Source organism: Flavobacterium sp. LM5 (assembly GCF_002017945.1).
Classification (GTDB): Bacteria; Bacteroidota; Bacteroidia; order Flavobacteriales; family Flavobacteriaceae; genus Flavobacterium; species Flavobacterium succinicans.
On record NZ_MUFX01000001.1, the window covers coordinates 1281306 to 1300291 of the forward strand.

Here is an 18986-nt window from a genome sequence, read left to right on the forward strand (position 1 = left end):
TTTATTGTAATTTTTCAGCAAAGGTAAACGTATAATTCGGAAGTAATTCGGGATGAAAAATTTTGATATAATCTTTCAATACCAAATCGGGTCGACTTGCTGCCAATTCATAATAAACAGTACCACCGGTGGCTCCGTGTTTATTTTCAAAAGTATAGACATTTTTGTTTTTCACAGCGTAAAATTGTTGGTAATGCGGATTGCTATTTTGCAATTCCGCTAAGTTTTTAAAGGAGCCCGTGGCAATCCAATAATCAGCCTTTTGTGCTTTTTCCAAAATCTTTTCAAAGGGCAACGATAAACTTCCAGTTCCTTTGGTAGTGCTCCACAAATAATTAGATTTGGCATCTTTTAAAAACTGTGCCACCCAACTGTCGCCTTTGGCCACAAACCATTGATCTTGGTACATTGAACCATACAATACCGTTGAATTTGTCTTTTTTTGAGCGATCAAGGCTAGGGTTTCGTTGTAACTTTTTACAATGTCATTAAATAAAACTTCGGCTTCTTTTTCTTTGCCAAACAAAGCGCCGTACAATTTAATCCATTCGGCTTTGCCTAGTGGCGTTTGTTCCATCCAATCGGCTTGAATGAGTACTTTTAAACCGCTTTTTTGCAGATTAGTGATAGCGGTATTGGAATTGTCAATCCCAAAAGCCACAATCAAATTAGGACTTAAATCAATCAATTGTTCGGTGTCTAGTTTTTCATTTTGACCAATGTTTTTCACTTTTCCCGCATCGATTAATTGACGTGTTTTTGGAGACGAAATATAATCGGTATGCGGAAAACCAAGTAATTTTTTTTCCACACCCAACATTTCCAAAAACGGAATATTGGTGGTCGAAGTCACCACTATGCTCTGTAAAGGAACAGCGATGGTAGGGTATTTTTGTAAACTATCTGGAACGATACCGTTTTTTTCTTTCAAAATATAGGTGAAGTTCTGCTTCGCGTCAGGCCAAGCATTGCGAACCGTTACCACCGAAAATCCTTCGTTTTTCTGTATCGAAAGTCCAGAAGCATAACGAATACTATTGATGGCAGCGGTTTCCGAAAGAGGGGTAGTGTTACCTTTTTTCTCGCAAGCACTCAAAGTGAGCAACAAGCTTATTAAGGCAATAAGAACAATTTTAGTCTTCATAATCAAATTTTGATAGCAGCAAATGTAACGCAAAAACTAAAATTTCTTGTTTATTTTTAACATTAAAAAATTCAACAAAGACTATCTTTGCTCTTTAATGAAACCATAAATTAGCCCAAATGATGTACTTGATTACTGGAGGAGAACGTTCTGGAAAGAGCGGTTTTGCTGAAAAATTAGCCAAAGAAAAGTCGGATAACCCAATGTATGTTGCCACAGCGCGTCAATGGGATGCCGATTTTAAAAACCGCATCGACAGACACCAAAAAGACCGTGACGAACGTTGGGAAAACATCGAAAAAGAAAAATTCCTAAGCGAGATAAATTTCGAAAACCGTGTGGCTGTCATCGATTGTGTGACCTTGTGGTTGACCAATTTTTTTGTAGATAACAACAACGACATCGATTTGTGTTTGGCACAAGCCAAGAAAGAAATCGATGCCCTCGTACAGCAACCCAACACCACCATCATCATCGTTTCGAACGAAATCGGGATGGGTTTGCACGCAGATACACACATCGGTCGAAAATTCACCGAGTTGCAAGGTTGGACCAATCAATACATCGCCCAAAAAGCCGATACCGTAGTTTTTATGGTAGCGGGAATCCCAATGGTAATCAAAGGCGAAGTTTAAAATAAGATGCTACTCCAATTGTTTGGGTTTTGTAATTGATAATTAAAGTAAACACGAATTACACTAATTGACACCAAAAAGATACCATTTTAAATATACAAATGTATTGACGCCAAAAATATTTGTGTAATTATATTTTTAAATTGAATAGTTTTCGTGTCAATTCGTGTCGAAATTTGTACCCAATACTATTTGAGTTAGAGCCTATAATAAAGTAGATTTGGGCGTTTCCACAAGGGCCGGGCTGTACGTTATATCTTTACTGCCGAACCCCGGCAGTAAAGGATGCCACTACCATCCCTAACGCAAAAAAAGACTATGACACTACAAGAAATCATACAATCCCGTCGCGATACCCGCCACTTCACCACCGACGAAGTGCCAGAAGACGTCTTGCAAAAAGCGTTACAAGCTGGGCATTATGCACCTTCTGTTGGACTTACCGATGCCACACGATATTACGTTATACGTTCCTCCGAAGTCAAAAAAGCCATCAAACTTTTGTTTGAAGACTATGATAAAAAAGCTGCTAATGCCACCAATAACGAGCAACAAAAGCAACAATACCAAGCCCTAAAACTCGAAGCCATCGAAGAAGCTCCTGTGGGATTGGTCATTGCTTACGACCGTTCGGTGCTGAATAGCTTTACCATCGGAACCGTGGGGAGCAATGAAGCGATTAAGTTTAGCGCGGTTTGTGCGGCACAAAACATTTGGTTATCCTTAACTGAACAAGGCTATTCTATGGGATGGGTGTCGATTCTAAACTATCACGAATTCAAATCCATTTTAGGATTACCCGAAAGCATAGAGCCTTTGGGCTATTTTTGCGTTGGCAAACCCGCCTCTAATTATGAACATCAGCCGATGTTGCAACAATTAGGTTGGAAGAAAAAAGAGCCATTTCCGGCTATCACTGCGATTGATTCGGTACAATCAAAAGAAACTATAATTTCCTCCATCGAAGAAAAAGTAACGAAACCCAACGCGATTTTATCTAACCAATTGCAACACAAAATCGATAACAAAACGAAACCAACAGGAGCCTTGGGAGATTTAGAAGCACTCGCTCACCAAATAGGGATGGTGTTTCAAACTACTTCGCCCCAAATTAAACAACCGCATTTGGTGGTTTTTGCTGCCGACCACGGTATTGCCAATCACGGCGTAAGTGCCTATCCACAAGAAGTAACCCGACAAATGGTGACTAATTTTCTGGAAGGTGGAGCAGCAATCAATGTGTTTTGTAAACAAAACCAAATCGAATTGTCGATTGTAGATGCGGGAGTGAATTATGATTTTCCAACAAACACCAAGTTGATTCACAACAAAATTGGCAAAGGCACGCAGTCGTTTTTGCATTGCGCTGCTATGAGCCCTTTAGAAGTTGAGACTTGTTTTTCGAAAGGTGCTGCTGTTGTGTCACAAATCGCGCAATCGGGTAGTAATTGCATCGGTTTTGGAGAAATGGGGATTGGGAATACGGCAACGGCTTCGGTAGTAATGCATTTTTTGACCCAAATTCCCTTAGCAGATTGCATCGGAAAAGGAACGGGAGTTACAGCTGAAAAGCTACAAAATAAACATCAAATTTTAGCAACAGCAATTGCGAATTATAAAGGCACTACCGATTTAGACTCGATTTTGGCCTACTTTGGAGGTTTCGAAATTCTGCAAATCGCTGGCGGAATGCTCGAAGCTCATCGAAATAAGATGTTGATTTTAGTCGACGGATTCATTACAACAGTAGCCTTTTTGATTGCTTTTAAGAAAAACCCAGCTATTATGGGTAAGGCTGTTTTTTGCCACGCTTCGGCTGAAAAAGGACACCAACAACTCTTGGAATATCTAGGAGCAAAAGCATTGTTGCACCTTCAATTGCGCTTGGGGGAAGGAACGGGTTGTGCTTTGGCTTTCCCTTTGGTGCAATCAGCAGTGGCTTTTTTGAACGAGATGGCTAGTTTTGAATCGGCTGGGGTGAATAACAAAAAGGAATAATTGTTTTGGCTAAAGCCATTTGAGGCAAATGCTAATTTTATTCCTCCAGATAAATCTGGAGGCAATTCAAAGAGAGAATAATGAAAATCATTGTTTTAGATAAATTTGGAAGCAAATCAAAAGATGAATTAATCAAAAATTGTGTTTGTTTTATTGCAAAATTTGAATAGGAATGGGCTTTAGCCTGTTTTGTTTTTATTGTAAAACTTGAATAGGAATGGGCTTTAGCCCATTCATTAAAATGATTTTAGCATTGGGCTTTAGCCTAAATTACTATTGTAATTTAGGCTAAAGCCCATTTGAGGCAAATGCTATTTATTCCTCCAGATAAATCTGGAGGCAATTAAAAGAGAGAATTATAAAAAAAACATTGTTTTAGATAAATTTGGAAGCAATTCAAAAAGATGAAATAATAAAAAACAATGTTTTTTTTATTGCAAAATTTGAATAGGAATGGGCTTTAGCCCATTCATTAAAATGATTTCAGCATTTGGCTTTAGCCAAACTATTGTAATATAGGCTATAGCCCATTTGAAGCAAATGCTAATTTTATTCCTCCAGATAAATCTGTAGGCAATTCAAATTGAGGAATAATAAAAAACATTGTTTTAGATAAATTTGGAAGAGATTCAAAAAGATGAAATAATAAAACAATGTTTATTTTATTGCAAAATTTGAATAGGAATGGGCTTTAGCCCATTCATTAAAATGAGTTTAGTATTGGGCTTTAGCCAAAACCTATTGTAATTTTGGCTAAAGCCAGTTTGAGGCAAATGCTAATTTTATTCCTCCAGATAAATCTGTAGGCAATTCAAATTGAGGAATAATAAAAAACATTGTTTTAGATAAATTTTGAAGAGATTCAAAAAGATGAAATAATAAAACAATGTTTATTTTATTGCAAAATTTGAATAGAAATGGGCTTTAGCCCATTCATTAAAATAAAATCTCTAAATTGGCTTGAGCCGAATTTTAAACAACTAAAAATATAAGAATGCCATTTGTAAAAGTCTATCTTCATAGTGTTTGGAGTACAAAAAACAGAATTCCATATTTAAATACTATTGAATTACGCCAAAAAGTTTGGAATCATATCAGAGAGAACGCCATTCAAAAAGGAATTTTTATTGATTTTATAAATGGATATTCTGACCATTGTCATTGTTTGATTTCCTTAGGAGTGGACCAAAATATTCAAAAAGTAATTCAGCTTATCAAAGGAGAATCCTCTTTTTGGATTAACAAAAATGAATTGACTAAAGAAAAATTTCAATGGCAGGAGGAATATTTTGCCGTTTCCGTGTCAGAATCGGTTCTCGATAAAGTTAGAGATTATATTAAAAATCAAGAGACACATCATAAAAAGAAGACATTTCAAGAAGAGTATGATGAATTTATTTTAAAATATGGATTTAAAATGATTGATAATAAATGAAAAAACAATTCCACATCTTTTTTACCGCTTTGATGTTCTACACTCGAATTCCGTGTCCGAAGAACATTGACCATAATCCTGATTATTTGAACAAAGCGTCTCGTTATTTTCCATTAATTGGTTGGATTGTGGGGGCTATCGCATTTGGAGTGTATGCCGCGGCTTCTTGGTTGTGGAATACGGAGATTGGGATGGTGCTTTCGATGATTGCGAGTGTGTTGGTTACAGGCGCTTTTCACGAGGATGGTTTTGCCGATGTCTGCGACGGATTTGGTGGCGGTTGGACCAAAACTAAGATTTTGACCATTATGAAAGACAGCGCTATTGGCGCTTATGGTGCGATTGGTTTGGTATTGCTTTTTTTGTTGAAGTATATGAGTTTGGTTACTTTGTCCAAAAGTGATTCACTATTCACTAATTACACTTCACACTTCATACTTTTCTTTGTTTTCATAACAGGGCATTCTTTGAGTCGATTGGCGGCGATTTCGATTGTGTTTACCCACGAATATTCTAGGGAGGATGCTACGAGTAAAAGCAAACCCATTGCACAGCAATATTCTTGGAAAGAAGTGCTAGGCGCCTTGTTTTTCGGGCTATTACCTCTGTTGTTTTTGATGTCGAGTCACCTGATTATTGGGTTGGTAGTGTTGCCTGTTTTTTTGGCTCGTTATTTTTTGGCTCGTTATTTCCAGAAATGGATTGACGGCTACACGGGCGATTGTTTGGGAGCAACACAACAAGTGTGTGAAGTTATTTTTTACTTAAGCTTACTAGCGATATGGAAATTTATTTAGTGCGCCACACCGAAACGGTTTGTGAAAAAGGCATTTGTTATGGGCAAAGCGATGTTGGCATTCGAGCACCTTATGAAGCTGTATTTCAAGAGATTTTGGAGCAATTGCCAGAGCAAGGTATTTTGTATACCAGTCCGCTACAACGCTGTTCGATTTTGGCGCAGCATATTCAGCAAATAAAAGGAATTCCTATAGTTGCCCAAGAACCTCGACTGAAAGAAATGCATTTTGGTGATTGGGAATTGCAGGCTTGGAACGCCATTCCGAGAACAGTTTTGGACCCTTGGATGAATGATTTTGTAAATGTTGCGGTGCCCAATGGCGAATCGTTTATTGATTTGGACCAACGGGTTTGGGAATTTTTGGAGGAAGAATTAGAGAAACCCAATGAAATACCGCTGATTTTAGTCACGCATTCTGGAGTGATTCGAAGTGTTTTGTGTAGAATAAATAAGATTCGTTTACAGGAGGCATTTGCTACACCCTTAGATTATGGAGTGGTGGTGAAAGTAGATTTTACTGGTTGAGCAGGCTTTGCGTGAGGGCTTGACTATTTAACTGTGTGATGAATTTCATTTGTAGTTAGATGATCGAATACTCTCTACAATTAAAATTGTAGCTATAAAACCAGCCTACATTGTCTTGTTTTTTTATCTATTGGAATAATCCTTAGGTTCTTTGTGCGAATGAATAATTGCTAAGATTACAATTTGTTTTTGGTTATCATCAATCATATAATGGATGTGATACGGAAATTGTTGGAGTAAAATAGTCCTTACGTTATTGTATTTTATTTGAAATCCAAAAGGAGTCTGTGCGATATGTTGTTTAGCCTCTTTAACTCGTAACAAAAAGTGTTGTGCCAGTTTGGGACTGATTTCTTTATAATATTCAATGGCATTAATGATGTCAGCCTCTACAAGCGGACGGTTCTTGATAGAATAAATCATAGCAGCCGTTTTTCAATAGCCTCTATCATTTTGTCAAAATCCATGACATCTGTGGGGTTTTTGTAATAATCGTCTAGTCGAGCATCGAGTATCTCTTTTTGCCATTGTGGCAATTCATCCTCTACAGCAACCTCAGAGGGTAAGATGATTACCTCTACTCTACGCGCCGTAAATCCTTCGGGTAGAGAAACCTGAATGGCATTATCTTTTACGTCTATAAATTGTCTGATAGCCTCCATACGATTATATTTATTGAATTGTTGTTCTATTTATTTAGAGAGTCCATGCATAAGGTTTCAAAACATTTTTTCTTCTGAAAATAGTGTGAACTAAAGTCGGAATGTTTGTTATCACAGCGGTAGTGCATCAAAAAAAACGCTGTGTGGTACTTCCGTAGATAATCAAAATTAGCAAAAACAAAACTGGCATCCTAAAAAAAATCTAGTTTATAACGTCATTACTTCAAGACCTAAAAAATTATTCCTTTAAAAATGTGCTTTCAGTTGAAAAGTATAGATGTAAATTTGCTCCTTTTCAGTTGTTTTTTTTTTTTGATTCTAATGAAAAAACAAGGTTCATTTAGTCATCGAATTTGAAAATCCAAGCATAAATCAAAAGGTCGAAAAAACAAATATTTTTTCGACCTTTCACTTTTAGTCACCTCTTTATTTCAAAATGTACTACTCCACTTTTGCCACAGGAGTTTTGGGTCCGATACCATTATTGTTAAAGGCTTCGATTTGGAAATAATACGCATCGGAGCGGTCTAAGGCATTCAAATAGTATTCGTTTTTGCCGTACACCATGACAGATCCGTATAATTTATCAGGCGATTTTCCGAAGTAAATCACATAACCATCCGCTTGGGGTTCTTGTTCCCATTTGAACCACACGTTGCGGCGTTCGCCTTTTACTTTGGGTCCGGAACGCAGTGGCGCGAAGTTTTTGACCATTGCAGGGGCTTTTCCGTTCCCTTTTCCAAAAGCTCTGAAGCCACTGATGGCAAATTTACCGTCTGGCATGGCTATGTTTTCTATTTTCAAATAGCGGCCTTTGATTGGTTTTTCGAATTCTAGGTACTCGTGCGGCACGTCTTTGGTACTTTTACTTTTATCAGCAATCACTTTCCAGTTTTTTTGATTGTCAGAAACCGAAAGGATGTATTTATGTCCCGAAGTCGTTTCGGGTTTGCCCATTAGCGTGGCGTCTTGATCGGCAAAATTGATTTGCACGGCGTTGATGGTACTTACTTCACCTAAATCCGAAATTATCCATTCGCCTTTGCCACCGGTTTTGGCCGACCAATAGGTTTTGATGTCTTCATTAACCGCATTGTTGGCTTGAAAGCCACCCAAAGTTGAGGAAACACTTACTGGTTTGTTGTAATTCAGCAACATCCAACCCGAAAAACTTTCTTGGCCATGGCTTTTTTGTTGGGCAGGCAAGAAGGTAGGATAGTCGCCATAAGCAGTGTTAGAATACAAAATCCCATCCTTGTCGATACCCGCGGGCCAAATCCCTAATCGACGTTCGAAGTTATTTTTGGTACCCACCACAATGGTCGAAACGTGCCAAAACGCATCGTTCGCGTCTTCAAACGTGGCACCATGTCCCGCGCCACGAGCATACCCACCCGGTTTGTATGAAAACGGGTTGTGTGATTGGTATTCAAAAGGCCCTAATGGATTTTTACTAGTGTACACGCCGTCGCCATAACCGCTAAATTCGGTACCAGGCCCTCCGTATTGCAAGTAATACGTGCCTTTGTGTTTGGTCATAAACGCACCTTCCATAAACGGTTGCATGAAGGTATTGTCGTTGTTTTCGCCAAAACGTTCCCAGCCGTGCTCGTGGTCGTTGAGAGCGATAAGCGGTATCACTTCGCCTTCGGGTTGAAAGGTTTTACGATTCAATTTCACGCCATACAACGGATAGACATTGCTTGAACCATAATATTCATAGACTTCGTCTTTCTCTTTATCCCAAAAAATTTGTGGATCCCAAGCGCCGGCTTCTGATTTGTGCACCAATTCTTTCCAGTCGTCTTTGGTGGGGTTTTTACTCATCCAAATCGGGAATTCTTTCCCATGCGTAGAACCCACCACGAGTAGCGTATCGTTCACAAACGAAAGCGAAGGCGCACAAAGTTCGTCATACACTTTGTGTTCTGGACGTAAAAATTTACGCGACACAAACTTCCAATCCAGCATGTTTGTACTGTGCCAGTAGCCCCATTGATTGGTGGCAAACAAATAATAATTGCCTTTGAAAAAAGTAATCACCGGATCGGCCGTAGCGCGGTGTTTGCCTTGGGTAACAAAGTTAGGAATAGGGCAGTAGCCATAATCAATATTTATGGGGTTGCAATACGTTTTTTGTTGCGCTTGAACCGAACCAAAAAAGAGGGTCAGCAAAAGAGCAACAGCTAATTTTTTTATAGATAAAATCATTGTAGTCAAATTATTTGAAGGGTTAAGACAGTGTTAGTTTTTTAGGAACAAAAACAAAAGGCCTATCAGGAAACATGGGACCCGCTATCCGCTATATCTTTGTTTTTTTTGAAAAAAAAACAAAGGATGCCGCTACTATCGGGGTTAAAGAGTCACAAAGAGCTTTTTTATTATCATCCCAATGCTTGTAAAAAAAACACCCTCCGAAATAAGTATCGAAGGGTGTTTTTAGTTTAGTCTACTAACTCGAAACTTACTTTGTTTTCGGCATTGGAATCGGTGCCTACAAAAACTTCGAAAAGTCCAGGTTCGGCTACAAAATCCAAATCAGAGTTATAGAATTTTAATTTTTCAATTGAAATTTCAAACGTAACGGTTTGTTTTTCTCCTTTTTTCAAACTGATTTTTTTGAAATCTTTCAATTCTCTAACCGGTCTGGTTACACTTCCTACCATATCTCTGATGTATAACTGAACCACTTCTTTACCATCGTAATTTCCGGTGTTGGTTACATCAACCGAAACTTTCACAGTTTCATTGGCTTTCATTTTATTAGAAGAAATAGCCAAATTACTATAGTTGAAAGTCGTATAGCTCAATCCGTAACCAAAAGCAAATAAAGGCTCGTTACGCTCGTCAATATAATTTGAACGGAATTTTTCAAATTTACCTTCTTTGTTCATCAATGGGCGACCCGTATTTTTTGCGTTATAATAAATGGGCACTTGCCCGATACTTCTTGGGAAAGTAGCGGTTAATTTTCCAGAAGGATTCACGTCGCCAAACAACACATCAGCGATCGCTAATCCTGCTTCACTACCCGCAAACCAAGCATTCAAAATAGCAGGTACTTTTTCATTTTCATCTACCAAAACCAAAGGTCTTCCGTTGAAAAGCACCAAAACTACTGGTTTTCCTGTTTTTAATAAAGCAGCCAATAAATCCTTTTGTACTTGAGGAATTTCAAGATTCGTACGGCTACTTGATTCTCCGCTGTACTCTGCAGATTCTCCAAGCGCCGCCACAATCACATCTGATTGGTTGGCAATTTTTAATGCTTCGTCTAATAATTCTTTATCGGTACGGTGGTCTCTGTGTAATGTTTTTCCAAACATGGTCGCTTTTTCTTCCAAAGCAGCGTCGTATTCTAAGTTACTTCCTTTAGCGTACAAGATATTGGCGTTTTTTCCTGCCACGGTTTGCATACCTGAAAGTAATGAAATGGATTTTTCAAAGCGTGTAGCCACACTCCAAGTTCCTGACATGTTTTCTTTAGCATCTGCCAAAGGTCCAATTAAAGCAATCGTACTTGATTTTTTCAAAGGCAATAGTTGTCCTTGGTTTTTTAACAATACTAAAGACTGTGCTGCTGTAGTTCTGGCTTCATTACGATTTGCTGTAGTGAAAATTTCGTTTTTAGCACGTTTTTCATCGCAATATTTGTATGGGTCGTGGAATAACCCAAGGTCGTATTTGGCTTCCAACATCAATCGAACGGCATTGTCGATTTGTGCGATGGTTACCTTTTTTTCATCCACAGATTTTTTTAGGGTTTTCAAGAAACCTTCTCCTACCATGTCCATTTCAACTCCTGCATTCAAGGCCAAAGCCGAAACGGTTTGTAAATCGCCCATACCGTGATCGATCATTTCAGGAATTCCTGTAAAATCCGTTACTACAAATCCTTTGAAACCCCATTGTTTTCTCAATACATCGGTCATTAACCATTTGTTTCCAGTAGCTGGAACACCGTCTACTTCGTTAAATGAGGCCATTACTGATCCTACACCTGCGTCGATAGCTGCTTTGTAAGGGGCGAAATATTCGTTGTACATTCTGATTTTACTCATGTCAACTGTGTTGTAATCTCGTCCTGCTTCTGGAGCGCCATACAAGGCAAAGTGTTTTACACAGGCCAAGATCGTATTGTTTTTGGTCAAATCATCGCCTTGATACCCTTTAACCATGGCCTCAGCGATTAGTGAACCCAAATAGGGGTCTTCTCCTGAACCTTCAGAAACTCTTCCCCATCTAGCATCTCTCGAAACATCCACCATAGGCGAGAACGTCCAGTTGATACCATCGGCGCTGGCTTCTTGAGCAGCGATTTGTGCACTTCTTTTGATCAATTCCATGTCCCAAGTGCTTGATAATCCTAATGGAATTGGGAAAGTGGATTCATATCCGTGAATCACGTCCATCCCGAATAACAACGGAATTTTAAGACGGCTTTTTTCAACGGCTATTTTTTGAACTTCTCTAATTTTTTTAGCCGATTTGATGTTGAATAAACCACCTACTTTACCCTCTTCAATATTTTTACCCACATTCGTACTACTAGAAGCTCCTGTGGTAATGTCTCCTGAAGTCGGAAGGTTTAGCTGACCAATTTTTTCATCCAACGTCATTTGGGAAATTAAATCGGCTACAAATTCGGCTTTTGGTTTGATTTTGGCAGTGTTTTTTGCTCCCTTTTTTTGGCTGTAGCCAATACAGGAAACACTTAATAGTAGTACTAGTAATCTTGTCGTGTTCATCATCATTGTCTTTTTTTAATTGATTCTATGTTCTTTTGAAATCTCAAAAGAAGGGTAAAATTTGTACCAGAATTAGGCTTGTTAAGGCTCAATTCTGGTACAATTGATAATTCATTTAACCGAAATACGGCTTATCGAATTCCGTATTTTGGGGATTCAAATCCTAATTTAGTCAAGCCGGCTTTTACTTCGGGGGCGTTCATAAATAGTTTCCATAACAATCCAGATCTATAATTTTCGATCATAGGAGCGATGGTTCCTTGGTCGATGGCCAAATAGCGAGGCGTTACCCAATTGTAATGCGGTGAAAAGGCATCGTAAGGACCAGCGATTCCGACATATTTTGCTTTATTTTCATCGTATACATAGCGTAAAAATTTCATAGATTCTACGGGAGTAAACGGGAACGAAGACAAGGCAGCCGTTGGTGTAATTACTCCGTTATCGTTTTTGGGTTCATGGGCGGTGTAGCCTGTGGTGCCATCAGGATTACGGGTGTAACTTGCTGTTAATCCCCAACATTTGTCAGAGTAATCTTTAAAGTTTTTAGGATTGTCTTGACTGTATTTCACCATGATTTTGGCGTGATTTTGCGTCAAAGTGCCATAGTCGGCATATTGGTCTTTCAATTGGTTTGGATCTAATCCTAAATAGGAATAATGCGACCAAAACATTGGGCCCACATGACCCGCTGAACCGTTATAGCTCAACACGACAGGTAAGCCGTATTGCGAACCACCGTGTTTGATACCGCCATTTCGAGCCCAACCTTCGGTATAGGCTTTGTTGGGAATAGTATGCGTTGGAGAGGCAGCAGCCATGATATAGGTGATGAAACATTCGTTGTATCCTTCCAATTTAAAATTCATGTCCCAACCGTAGTTAGGTGACCAGTGCCAATACAAGGCGTTTTCACCTTTGGTATACCAATCCCATTCTACACCTTTCCAAAGCTCGTCAGCTTTTTGAGCTAAGGCTTTTTCGGTAGCGTTTCCGTTTTTGAAATATTCTCTAATGGTGATTAAAGCCTGGCATACAAAAGAAGTTTCTACTAGATCTCCTCCGTTGTCTTTGGTGCCAAAAGGAATCACTTTACCATCTTTATTATTCATCCAATGGGGCCAAGCTCCATGAAAACGATCGGCTTTTTCCAAAAAGTTTAAGGAAGTAGTTAGTCTTGCAACAGCTTCACCTCTTGGTAAAAAACCACGGTCTATTCCAACAATTAGCGTCATTAACCCAAAACCAGAGCCACCTGTTGTAATAATGTTAGCATCGAAATTTGGGTCGTCCGTAATATAGCGTTCTCTTGCCAATTTTGAGATCGGATCGGCATAGTCCCAGAAGTATTTGATGGCGTCTTTTTGAACCAAATCGAGTAACTCATTGTCGGTCAAAACGGCTTCTGGTGGAGTAGGTAGTGGGCTACCTTCTCCTTTGTTGTTGTTGTTGTTGTCAGAGGTGCATTTAGTACAAGCACTGACCGTCACAGCTATTAATAATATATACCAGTATTTTTTCATCTTCATTTATTTTATGATTTGATACCCATCAGAGAGAAGTATTCTGATGGGTACTAAATCCTTATTATCGATTGTCTTTTTCTAGTTTGAATAAAGCAGACACTTCATTGTCGGTTAGTGCCGAGTCATACATCCTAAATTCATCCATCAAGCCAGCAAAACTTGTTGCCCAAGGTTGGTCAGAACCGTTATTTAAAGGTGGAGTGGTTTCAAATTGATGCGTTCCAAATACTACCTTTCCATTGGTGCCTACCATTTCGAAATTGCCATATTTTGGGGCATTGTTCGGATTGTCAGGACCACCAGGATTGTTGGCATAACATAGTTTAGCTAAAACGACAGCACCATTTAGGTAACCAGAAATAGTGCTTGTTGTTGCGTTATATGAAAGCACTACATGAATCCATTTGTTTAAACTATCATCAATATTCATGATAATACTTTGTCCTCTCCATACTACACCAGCTCTTCCATTTTGAATGTCGAGTTTTAGTCTCAATCTATTTGGGAAGTTTTTATCTGGATTTTCCAAAAAGACATTTAGTCCCCCCAAAACTCGGTAGGTCGTACAATAGAGAACAAGCCTTGTGCTCCTTTTCCTTGTCCAGGACTACCTGCATCAGGCACGGTGTTGGCGGTGTTTAGCCAAAATGAGATCGTATGGTTGTTAACACTAGTAATTTTAGATGTACCAGTACCTATGGCATATCGAGCTTCTGTACTCGATCCTTTATAGGCATTACCTTTGATTCCTTTAGTGAAGTTTACTTTTGTGCCTTCTACATTCGAAATATTATTTTTACTATCGTTTAAGTTTCCATCAAAACTAAATTTAGCCACTAAATGATCTTTGGCGATATCGTCTGAATTTTCATATCCACCTACCGGTACGTAGGGAATAGGACTATTTACTTTGTCGATACTATCTTCGCAACCCAAAAGAAAAAGCGAGGCAATAGCAGCAGTTACTAATGAAATTGGTTTTATGTTTTTCATTTTGATTATTTTAAAAGTTAATAGTTAGGGTTTTGGGTAGTAATACCAGCACTTTGACGGATAAAATCAAATGGGATTGGGAATACTTCATGTTTGCCTTTGACAAAAGTTTTCCCTTGTTTAGCAAATGCGCTTTCTGCTTGTCCTGTTCTCACTAGGTCAAAATAACGATCGTGTTCAAAGGCTAATTCTACGCGTCTTTCTTTCCAAATAGCTTGCTTCACTTCGCTTTGTGAAAGCGCAGTAGTGTTGGCTAAACCTGCACGGTTTCTAATTTGGTTCAATAAAGGAATGGCTGCACTTGTTTGTCCTAATTCGTTCAATGCTTCTGCTTTCATTAAGAGTACTTCGGCATAACGCATGTACTTGATGTTGGTGTCAGAATGGTCAGCATCAGTAAATTTAGAGGAATAAGCTTTTAAATTATAGGCAGCATTTTCAACCGTATTTGGAACTACTCTGCCATCGTATAAGGTTGTACCTCTAAAAATAATAGTTCCCTCTTTACGGACATCACCAGGCTCATAAGCATCTATCAGACTTTGTGAAGGTGTGTTGAAGCCCCATCCCCAACCTCCGGCACCACGAGCACCTTGAACTTGGGAATATTGTTGAATTCCTTTTGCTGGAATTTCTCCCACTCCTTGAATTTCATAAATGGATTCCGCATCGTTTTCTCCTTCTATGCGAAACATTTTAGCGTAATCAGGGCTTAAGGAATAACCAGTCACTGCATTACAGTGGTCTACCACATTTTGCCATTTTTGTTGGTACAAACTTACTTTGGCTAATAAGGCATGTGCTGCACCTTTTGAAGCTCTTGCTTTTTCACTGCTTGGATAAGCAGATCTATCTGGTAAGGCTGCTATAGCATCTTTCAAATCATTTTCGATAAAAGCATACACTTCAGTGGCACTTTTACGAGTCAAAAGCATTAATTTATCTTCTTCAGAAGAAGGATTGGGTAATCGATCCACGATAGGTACTCCACCAAAGGTTTTAACAAGGGTAAAATACATCATGGCGCGTAGATACTTCGCTTCGCCAATTAATCGGTTACGAAGTCCTTCATCTGCTTTTGTTAGTTTAGGAAGGATATTCAAGGCTTGATTTGCTCTGTTGATTCCGACATAATTAGCATTAAAAACATCTCGTACCGATGGAATAGAAGAGTTAAACGTTAATGCATCTAATAGGTCTTTATCCGATCCTGTGTCGCCAGGAGACGATCCTTTGTCTGCATCATCAGAAGCGATACTCGTAAGGCCGATCCATTGGAAAGAAGACATGTCGTAGTCTAAAAATTTACTATAAATAGCCGTTACAAAAGATTTGGCACCTTCGTTGTTGTTGAACAATTCAATATCATCTGTAGAAATAGATTCGTTTTGATCTACGTCTAGAAAATCATTAGCACATCCCGCAAAAAGGAAAACGGATAGTGAAAACAGGGATATATATATCTTTTTCATTGTATTAAAATTTAATGTTAGCTCCAATAATAAAGGATCTTGTAGTAGGATAAGCATCTAATTCGATACCTTGAGAACCATAAGGATCACCATTACCATTCAATTCAGGAGAGAATCCAGAGTATTTTTGGAAAATAAAAGGGTTGATGACATTGACATACAAACGACAAGCGCTAATTAGCTTGTTATCCATTTGAAGTTTATAGCCCAATGAAATATTATTGATTCTAAAGAAATCTCCCGATTCTAAGTAATACGTTGAAGCTACAGGTACTTGATTGAATGGACCTACCGAGCTTCCTCCCGGGTTATTTGGCGTCCAAAAGTTGTTAGCTAATGATTCTTCGATATTCTCACCAGCAAAACGTTGTGCTTTTTTTCCGTTGTAGACTTTACTACCAGCGGTTCCGTATCCATCCACAGAGAAGTCCCAGTTTTTGTAGGCAACTCCTAATGATAAACCAAAATTTGAGGTAGGCAATACAGATCCTACGTATTTTTTGTCGGTTTCAGCTAAGGCATCTTGTTTTACTTTTTCCCCTTTGGCATTGAAATATTGCATTTTACCATCTGCAGGATCAAAACCTGCATATTCATACATAAAAAAGCTTCCTAATGACTGACCAATTGAAGTATTGTCTAATAGCTTGGTGTTTTGTCCATTACCTAAACCTCCTCCTACTATTGGAGAAAGCTGCACATCTTTTAATCCTTGCAATTTGTTTTTGTTGTACGAATAATTAGCTCCTACCCAGTACGAAAGATCATCGGTTATTTTATCGTCCCAACGTAACGAAAGTTCTAGTCCTTTGTTAGATACTTCACCAACATGCGCTGGAGAGGCTTGATTAATTCCAGAAGTTGCATACGGTTTGGTGTTCAAAATGACATTGGTTGTCGTTTTATCATACACATCAAAAGTACCTTTTAATCGGTTGTCCAGCATTTCGATATCTATACCAAGAGAACCTTCTTGAGTGATTTCCCATGATAAGCTTGGGTCAATTTGAGAAGCAATAGTAGTTCCTTCATAAAGGATTGAACCTCCTAAATAAGAATTCAATCCAGAGGTATACCCTTGACGGTTCAAAGGCACACTTTGATTACCTAATTTACCCCAACCCCCTCTTAATTTCAATACATTGATTGCGGTTACATTGGCCATAAAGTCTTCTTTTGAAATTACCCATCCTAATCCAAAGGCTGGAAAGGTACCCCAACGATAGTCTTTAGAAAAATTGGAAGATCCGTCACGACGTAGCGTTCCTGTAAACAAATATTTGTCCATTAATTTGTATTGGAAACGTCCAAAATAAGAAGCTAAACGTGTTTGGTTGAACATTTCATCTTTGTAACTAATTACATTGGCAGCATTTTCAACGCCTGCTAATCCCCAATAATTTTCGTTTGGGTTTACATTTTTTCTAGCAATTGTTAGTCGTTCTCTGTTTCCTCTCACAGAAGCTTCCATACCTGCAGTTATTTCTAGATCGTGAATATCTGCAAACTTTTTGTTAAATGTAAGGTAGTTCATAAGGTTCCAATTGAAGTATTGCTCTCTTCCTCTAGTCAACACATTATTGAAATTACTAGTAGGGTAGGCTTCAGGAACACGTGTAGGATCTGCGGCTAACCAAATGTTTTTTCTATCCTCAAAATTATAGTTCTTCCAAGTATAAAATTCTCCGTTGAATTGAGAGGTGAATTTTAAAGGTTTGGCAATTTCGTAGTCTAATTTCAATCCCCCTTGAAGCATGACACTTCGTTGTTGTTCATTAAAAAAGTCCAATTGTGCTACTGGATTGCCTACATTATTAAAGGAGGATCCTGATGGGGAAGCAAAACCATTCGCTCCCACAAATGACACCCCATATTGACCATTCGGGAAACGAACCGGAACGATAGGCGATTGTTTGTAAGCGCTGGTAAAGGCACTTAAGGGTTTAGGTGCTGAATTAGCCGAGGTAAAACTGAAATTTTGGTTTAAGGTCAGTTTTTTAGAAATTTTATACTCATTATTGTTTCTAAAAGTAGTTCTGCTGTAATCTAATCCATTCAAAATACCTTTTTCCTCATAGTGACCCGCACTAAAGAAATACTTAACATTCTCGGATGACCCTAAAACAGAAAGGTTGTTTTGGGAATAAATTCCTGTTCTTGTAATTTCGTCAAACCAATCGGTGTTCACTGGTTGATCTTGAGAAAAAGTAGTGTTTTGTAAGGCGGCATTGGAATAGTGTGCATACTTATTGGAACCCGCCATTTTTACTTTTTTAAGGGTGTTTCTAAATCCTGTAAAGTGTTCAAGCTCTACCGATACCTTGTCACCTTTCCCTTTTTTGGTGGAAATGATAATTACCCCATTAGCGGCTCTTGTTCCGTAAATTGCCAAAGAAGAGGCGTCTTTTAAGATTTCATACGAAGTAATATCATTAGCATTGATGTTGGTAATGTTATCCGTTGGCATTCCATCTACCACATACAAGGGATTTCTTCCTCCCAAGGCGGTACCCAAACCTCTAATCAATACCGTTGGTGCGCTACCAGGTACATCTGAAGCGATTACTTGAACACCGGCTGCTTTACCTTGAATGGCTTGTGAGGCATTCAACACTTTAACTTTGGTGATTTCTTCTGCTTTTATAGATGAAATAGAAGTGGTATTGTCAATTTTCTTTCGAGATCCGTACCCAATGATGACTACGTCTTTCAAAAGGGTATCATCAGATTCGATTAGTGTTATTTTCATAAAAGCGGCAGTGGCTTTTATACTTGCGGCTGTAAAACCTAGCATGGAGACTTTTAGTAGTTCTCCCTCCTTTGCTTTGATTTCAAAACCACCATCAAAATCAGCCTCTGCTGAAGTATTTGAAGAGGTGGCAATAATTATTGCTCCCGGTATTCCTAGCCCTTGATTGTCTAGGACTTGTCCTTTTATAGTCTGTGCATAAAAATATGCAGGAGCTAAAAGGAAAAGTAATACAGTTAAATAAAGATTTCTCATAACATTATAATTAGATAAAGTTGTTGAGCAAAATTAGTTAATTAC

At 38.5% G+C, this 18986-nt stretch carries 15 protein-coding genes; 5 read left to right on the forward strand and 10 right to left on the reverse strand.

Annotation, left to right across the window (positions count from 1 at the left end):
- Position 1: 1 nt before the first annotated feature.
- On the reverse strand, positions 2–1144 hold the full coding sequence (locus BXU11_RS05385; protein WP_078211276.1) for an ABC transporter substrate-binding protein: 1143 nt from the start codon (positions 1142–1144) through the stop codon (positions 2–4).
- A gap of 119 nt (positions 1145–1263) precedes the next feature.
- Between BXU11_RS05385 and cobU the strand changes: the two genes are divergently transcribed.
- From cobU to cobC, 5 genes are all read left to right on the forward strand, one after another.
- Positions 1264–1779: a bifunctional adenosylcobinamide kinase/adenosylcobinamide-phosphate guanylyltransferase gene (gene cobU / locus BXU11_RS05390; protein WP_078211277.1), complete on the forward strand. Its 516-nt coding sequence runs from the start codon at positions 1264–1266 to the stop codon at positions 1777–1779.
- Between the two features lie 318 nt (positions 1780–2097).
- Positions 2098–3777 (forward strand): nicotinate-nucleotide--dimethylbenzimidazole phosphoribosyltransferase, encoded by a 1680-nt coding sequence (cobT, locus tag BXU11_RS05395; protein WP_078212087.1) that lies wholly within the window; start codon positions 2098–2100, stop codon positions 3775–3777.
- A 994-nt stretch (positions 3778–4771) separates the two neighbouring features.
- On the forward strand, positions 4772–5212 hold the full coding sequence (gene tnpA / locus BXU11_RS05400; protein ID WP_078211278.1) for an IS200/IS605 family transposase: 441 nt from the start codon (positions 4772–4774) through the stop codon (positions 5210–5212).
- On the forward strand, positions 5209–6009 hold the full coding sequence (locus BXU11_RS05405) for an adenosylcobinamide-GDP ribazoletransferase (protein WP_078211279.1): 801 nt from the start codon (positions 5209–5211) through the stop codon (positions 6007–6009). The genes tnpA and BXU11_RS05405 overlap by 4 nt, the downstream gene beginning before the upstream one ends.
- A complete protein-coding gene (cobC, locus tag BXU11_RS05410) occupies positions 5994–6536 on the forward strand; it encodes an alpha-ribazole phosphatase (RefSeq protein ID WP_078211280.1) in 543 nt (180 codons plus the stop codon). The genes BXU11_RS05405 and cobC overlap by 16 nt, the downstream gene beginning before the upstream one ends.
- A 123-nt stretch (positions 6537–6659) precedes the next feature.
- Here cobC and BXU11_RS05415 read toward each other — a convergent pair whose 3' ends face one another.
- The 9 genes from BXU11_RS05415 to BXU11_RS05455 all read right to left on the reverse strand — a co-directional run bounded on the left by BXU11_RS05415 (position 6660) and on the right by BXU11_RS05455 (position 18941).
- Entirely contained in the window at positions 6660–6959 is a 300-nt protein-coding gene (locus tag BXU11_RS05415) for a type II toxin-antitoxin system RelE/ParE family toxin (RefSeq protein ID WP_223253673.1), read from the reverse strand.
- Positions 6956–7198, reverse strand: coding sequence for an addiction module protein (locus BXU11_RS05420; protein WP_024982426.1), 243 nt, complete (start codon positions 7196–7198; stop codon positions 6956–6958). Before BXU11_RS05420 ends, BXU11_RS05415 begins: the two co-directional genes overlap by 4 nt.
- A gap of 441 nt (positions 7199–7639) precedes the next feature.
- The gene (locus BXU11_RS05425; protein ID WP_189318506.1) at positions 7640–9409 is read right to left on the reverse strand and encodes a discoidin domain-containing protein; all 1770 of its coding nucleotides are present in this window, start codon (positions 9407–9409) and stop codon (positions 7640–7642) included.
- A 233-nt stretch (positions 9410–9642) separates the two neighbouring features.
- Entirely contained in the window at positions 9643–11949 is a 2307-nt protein-coding gene (gene bglX / locus BXU11_RS05430; RefSeq protein ID WP_078212093.1) for a beta-glucosidase BglX, read from the reverse strand.
- Positions 11950–12077: 128 nt separating this feature from the next.
- The gene (locus BXU11_RS05435) at positions 12078–13469 is read right to left on the reverse strand and encodes a glucoamylase family protein (RefSeq protein WP_078211281.1); all 1392 of its coding nucleotides are present in this window, start codon (positions 13467–13469) and stop codon (positions 12078–12080) included.
- Between the two features lie 64 nt (positions 13470–13533).
- Positions 13534–13968, reverse strand: a complete 435-nt coding sequence (locus tag BXU11_RS05440) for a LamG domain-containing protein (RefSeq protein WP_139363447.1) — start codon at positions 13966–13968, stop codon at positions 13534–13536.
- Between the two features lie 41 nt (positions 13969–14009).
- A complete protein-coding gene (locus BXU11_RS05445; RefSeq protein ID WP_078211283.1) occupies positions 14010–14465 on the reverse strand; it encodes a hypothetical protein in 456 nt (151 codons plus the stop codon).
- Between the two features lie 17 nt (positions 14466–14482).
- Positions 14483–15937 (reverse strand): RagB/SusD family nutrient uptake outer membrane protein, encoded by a 1455-nt coding sequence (locus BXU11_RS05450; protein ID WP_078212095.1) that lies wholly within the window; start codon positions 15935–15937, stop codon positions 14483–14485.
- 4 nt (positions 15938–15941) lie between these two features.
- On the reverse strand, positions 15942–18941 hold the full coding sequence (locus tag BXU11_RS05455) for a SusC/RagA family TonB-linked outer membrane protein (RefSeq protein WP_024982432.1): 3000 nt from the start codon (positions 18939–18941) through the stop codon (positions 15942–15944).
- Positions 18942–18986: the final 45 nt, after the last annotated feature.

What these genes read in the sequence shown, in the direction of transcription:
- BXU11_RS05425 (WP_189318506.1), bottom strand. Translation starts at nt 9,409, where the DNA reads ATGATTTTATCTATAAAAAAATTAGCTGTTGCTCTTTTGCTGACCCTC.
- BXU11_RS05435 (WP_078211281.1), bottom strand. Translation starts at nt 13,469, where the DNA reads ATGAAAAAATACTGGTATATATTATTAATAGCTGTGACGGTCAGTGCT.
- cobT (WP_078212087.1), top strand. Translation starts at nt 2,098, where the DNA reads ATGACACTACAAGAAATCATACAATCCCGTCGCGATACCCGCCACTTC.
- BXU11_RS05455 (WP_024982432.1), bottom strand. Translation starts at nt 18,941, where the DNA reads ATGAGAAATCTTTATTTAACTGTATTACTTTTCCTTTTAGCTCCTGCA.
- BXU11_RS05445 (WP_078211283.1), bottom strand. Translation starts at nt 14,465, where the DNA reads ATGAAAAACATAAAACCAATTTCATTAGTAACTGCTGCTATTGCCTCG.
- BXU11_RS05420 (WP_024982426.1), bottom strand. Translation starts at nt 7,198, where the DNA reads ATGGAGGCTATCAGACAATTTATAGACGTAAAAGATAATGCCATTCAG.
- bglX (WP_078212093.1), bottom strand. Translation starts at nt 11,949, where the DNA reads ATGATGAACACGACAAGATTACTAGTACTACTATTAAGTGTTTCCTGT.
- BXU11_RS05385 (WP_078211276.1), bottom strand. Translation starts at nt 1,144, where the DNA reads ATGAAGACTAAAATTGTTCTTATTGCCTTAATAAGCTTGTTGCTCACT.
- BXU11_RS05405 (WP_078211279.1), top strand. Translation starts at nt 5,209, where the DNA reads ATGAAAAAACAATTCCACATCTTTTTTACCGCTTTGATGTTCTACACT.
- BXU11_RS05450 (WP_078212095.1), bottom strand. Translation starts at nt 15,937, where the DNA reads ATGAAAAAGATATATATATCCCTGTTTTCACTATCCGTTTTCCTTTTT.
- cobU (WP_078211277.1), top strand. Translation starts at nt 1,264, where the DNA reads ATGATGTACTTGATTACTGGAGGAGAACGTTCTGGAAAGAGCGGTTTT.
- cobC (WP_078211280.1), top strand. Translation starts at nt 5,994, where the DNA reads ATGGAAATTTATTTAGTGCGCCACACCGAAACGGTTTGTGAAAAAGGC.
- tnpA (WP_078211278.1), top strand. Translation starts at nt 4,772, where the DNA reads ATGCCATTTGTAAAAGTCTATCTTCATAGTGTTTGGAGTACAAAAAAC.
- BXU11_RS05415 (WP_223253673.1), bottom strand. Translation starts at nt 6,959, where the DNA reads ATGATTTATTCTATCAAGAACCGTCCGCTTGTAGAGGCTGACATCATT.